The sequence below is a fragment of the Colidextribacter sp. OB.20 genome (assembly GCF_009911595.1).
Taxonomy (GTDB): Bacteria; Bacillota; Clostridia; order Oscillospirales; family Oscillospiraceae; genus Lawsonibacter.
Genome location: NZ_QWKG01000123.1, coordinates 1 through 3,470 on the forward strand (window position 1 = coordinate 1; position 3,470 = coordinate 3,470).

Here is a 3,470-nt window from a genome sequence, read left to right on the forward strand (position 1 = left end):
CTTCCTTCAAAATGTGCGGTTTTTCACGTTCTTCTTGAATAATGATAAAGTTCTATAAAAACTCCCCTGTATACTGGTGTTGTAACGAAATCAACACCAAGACTACAGAGGAGGTTTTCAATGGAAAAACAAGTAACGTTTCATGACTTGGCAACACACCTTCGCATGTTGCTTGAGTCGGAATCCTATAGTCAGACTACTGTCAAAGACATGGATTTTATTCTTAACTCGTTTGCCTCTTACATGGATAAGAACGGTTTGGATGTATATTCTCCTGAAATTGGAGAACGTCTTATCCAGTATTGTGAGGTAGAGCTTAAGGTTTGTGCGTCCAGAGTTTCCAGAGCAAGAGTGATTGTCCGTAAGCTGAATCGACTGAACCAAGGGTTGGATGGCCGGGAAGCTTTATGGGGAGATAAAACATCTCCCATAGTTCTCCCTGCCGATTTTGAAAAGATTCTGAGTGCGTATATCTCTTATTGCAGGAAGAAGGGAAACAAACAGACTACGCTTCACTACAAGCAATGGATTTGCAGCAGATTCTTAAAGAATCTTTCAAGTTCTGGCTGCGAAAAAGCAGAGGATATCAGCGGCGACATGGTCCAGTCAGCGTTTTTACAATTAAAGTTTTCTCGGTACTGGGAACGGATCGGCCCATTCCTGCGGTTTCTCTTTGAAAAAGGCTATACAAAGCTGAACTATTCCATGCTCATCCAGCATAGAAAAAGAAATTCGCCTTACCCGACCGTGTATTCCGTAGACGAAATCACCACAGTTGAAAGTTCTATAGATCGGGCTACACCTGCCGGAATCAGAAACTACGCAATCATCATGCTTCTGTCCCGTTACGGCATCCGATCCAGCGATATTGCCGCATTATCGTTTGAAAACATTGACTTCACCAATAACAGGATTCGTTTCCTGCAACAGAAAACGGACGATCCTTGGGAAAGCGAATTGTTTCCTGAGGTAAAAGATGCTCTTCTGGACTACATCCAAAATGTGCGGCCCGAAGTCAGTGGTTGCTCCCAGATTTTTATGACCCTCGTTATTCCCTATCAGCCGATGGATTGTTTTGCGATCAATACAATGGTCTGGACACAATTCGGTAAATCAGGAGTTCCTCTTGCGGAAAGAAGGCATGGAAGCCGCGCGTTCCGTTCGTCTATGGCAAGCAACATGATCAACGATAACATTTCAACCGAAATCGTCCGCAGGGTATTGGGACATGGAACCAAACACGCAATCAAACATTATGCGAGGATAGATATTGAAAGCATGCGGCTTTGCCCGCTGGCAGTGCCTGAACCCGGCGGCCTTTTTGCCGAAATGCTTTTGTGGAAGGACGGTGATAATCATGTTTAAAAGTATCCTCGCCAATGAAATGACGGCTTATCTGGAACTTAGGGAAATGAGTGTCTCCGAAGGCTTGGTAGCGCACGACAGACGTACATTAGTCACACTGGATTGTCATCTTATCTCAAGCGGCTTTTGCAGCAAGGAGTTGACGGAGGATGTCCTTGGATCATGGATTTCCACTTTATCTGGTAAAAGTAAAACTATAAACACGAAAGTCGGCACTGTCAGGGGATTTGTACGGTACTTGAACAGCTTGGGAAACCGCTCTTTCATGCCTGATTCCCTCAAGGTGAAATCAAAGTACATTCCTTATATCTACTCGGATGAAGAAATCAGGAAGATCATGCATTATGCTGACAACCTAATAATAAGGGAGCAACAGTATCATCCAACTTCTTTCCAACTGAAGGTGCCAATGGTCATCCGCGTCCTTTATGGCTGCGGGACAAGACTCGGTGAGACCCTGTCGTTGCGGAGAAAAGATGTCGATTTCAAATCGGGTACAATCTTTCTAAAGAAAACCAAGTTTTCAAAAGAAAGGGTAATACCCGTTCATGAATCACTGCTGGTCATTTTGGAACGATATTGCCTCACCCTTGGAATCCTGCATAATCCTGAGGCATTTCTTTTTCCGGGAAGGAATCCGAAACATCATTACACTACAAGGCAAATGGCTTCCTGGTTCTCGGAGATCCTTCGGCTCGCAGATATTGACCAGCGGAAAAAGGGACCGCACGAGAGAGGCGCATGCCTCCATTGTTTCCGGCATCTGTTCGTTTTGAAATCGATGCAACAGTTGGAAGCTGCAGGTCGCCCAGTGGATATGAATGATCTTCTGCTACCAACGTACCTGGGTCATGACCACCTAATCGATACAGATCAATACATGCGGTTTTCTGGCCTGCAAGTGCCGGAAGCGATGGATGCTTTTGAAACATTTACAGCCGGACTGATTCCCCATGTGGAGGTGCCTTATGAAGAAGAATAATGCAGAACACGAGTTTCTCGGCCTTCTGGGAAGATTCTTTACAGAATACCTTCCCGTTTCCATGAACGCCAGCGCTCATACGGTCTCATCTTACAAATGCGCGTTCCGGTTGTTGTTTCAGTATCTCAATGAAGAAACCGAAATAGATGCCAGGCATATCACTTTTGACATATTGAATTTTGATTTGCTGACTGGCTTCTTTGACTGGCTGGTAAACAGCCGGAAAAACAGCAGAACTACCGCAAAACAGCGGATGGGAGCCTTATCTTCGTTTGCAGAGTATGCGCAATGCAGGAACTTTGAGGCTGGATGTGTATTCCGAAGCAGTCTGGCGAGGATTTCAAAAAAATCTTTCCGGCGTGTGAAAGGGAAACCGCGTAGTGCTTTTACCAGGACGGAGCTGGAGATTCTTTTCTCGCTTCCTGACACAACAGAAAAACTTGGATGGAGAGATCTTGTCCTTTTATCTGTAATGTACTCCAGCGGGGCGCGGGCACAGGAGATCTGCGGGCTTACTGTAAAGGATATTTCGCATGATGAAAAAGGCAATGCCATCCTGACGTTAAGGGGCAAGGGTGAAAAATCCAGGAGAGTCAAGATAACGTTTGACGCCACTCAGTTATTGAATAATTATGTTGTGTACAGAAAAATACGTGACCAGCCTGACCGGCATATTTTCCCCAGCCAACGGAATGAACATCTGTCAGTCCCTGCTATTGAAGAAATCTTTGAGAAATACATCACCAGAGCAAAAACGATGCATCCTGACAAGTTCTGTAATGGGCCATATACGCCCCATGTAATGAGGCATACGACAGCTTCCCATTTGATAGAGGCCGGTGTGCCATTAGCCGTTGTAAAAAACATTCTTGGCCATTCTTCAATACAAACGACGCAAATCTATGTGGAACTTTCACAGCAGACTGTAGACCGTTCTATGGAAGAATGGAACAAAAAATGGTTTTCAAAAAACAACCCCGATGAATTATCGCTGCCGCAGGAAAAGAATCCTATACCCGATTTTCTGCGGTAACCAGGTTTCGTTATTCGAGAAGAATGCTGTTTTCCACCATATTTGAGGCATTTCACATTCTTCTCGAATAACCATAGTTCTTTAATAAAC

The 3,470-nt window shown here is 44.6% G+C and carries 3 protein-coding genes; all 3 read left to right on the top strand.

Going from position 1 to position 3,470, the window contains the following annotated elements; all coding sequences use genetic code 11:
• Positions 1-120: 120 nt before the first annotated feature.
• Genes D1641_RS18585 through D1641_RS18595 form a run of 3 tightly spaced genes read left to right on the top strand, consistent with a single transcriptional unit; the run spans position 121 to position 3,380 of the window.
• Positions 121-1,365: a tyrosine-type recombinase/integrase gene (locus tag D1641_RS18585; protein ID WP_023042366.1), complete on the top strand. Its 1,245-nt coding sequence runs from the start codon at positions 121-123 to the stop codon at positions 1,363-1,365.
• Positions 1,358-2,347, top strand: coding sequence for a tyrosine-type recombinase/integrase (locus D1641_RS18590; RefSeq protein ID WP_023042367.1), 990 nt, complete (start codon positions 1,358-1,360; stop codon positions 2,345-2,347). Before D1641_RS18585 ends, D1641_RS18590 begins: the two co-directional genes overlap by 8 nt.
• Positions 2,334-3,380, top strand: a complete 1,047-nt coding sequence (locus D1641_RS18595; RefSeq protein WP_023042368.1) for a tyrosine-type recombinase/integrase — start codon at positions 2,334-2,336, stop codon at positions 3,378-3,380. Before D1641_RS18590 ends, D1641_RS18595 begins: the two co-directional genes overlap by 14 nt.
• The last annotated feature ends 90 nt before the right edge of the window (positions 3,381-3,470 follow it).

What these genes read in the sequence shown, in the direction of transcription:
- D1641_RS18585 (WP_023042366.1), top strand. Translation starts at nt 121, where the DNA reads ATGGAAAAACAAGTAACGTTTCATGACTTGGCAACACACCTTCGCATG.
- D1641_RS18590 (WP_023042367.1), top strand. Translation starts at nt 1,358, where the DNA reads ATGTTTAAAAGTATCCTCGCCAATGAAATGACGGCTTATCTGGAACTT.
- D1641_RS18595 (WP_023042368.1), top strand. Translation starts at nt 2,334, where the DNA reads ATGAAGAAGAATAATGCAGAACACGAGTTTCTCGGCCTTCTGGGAAGA.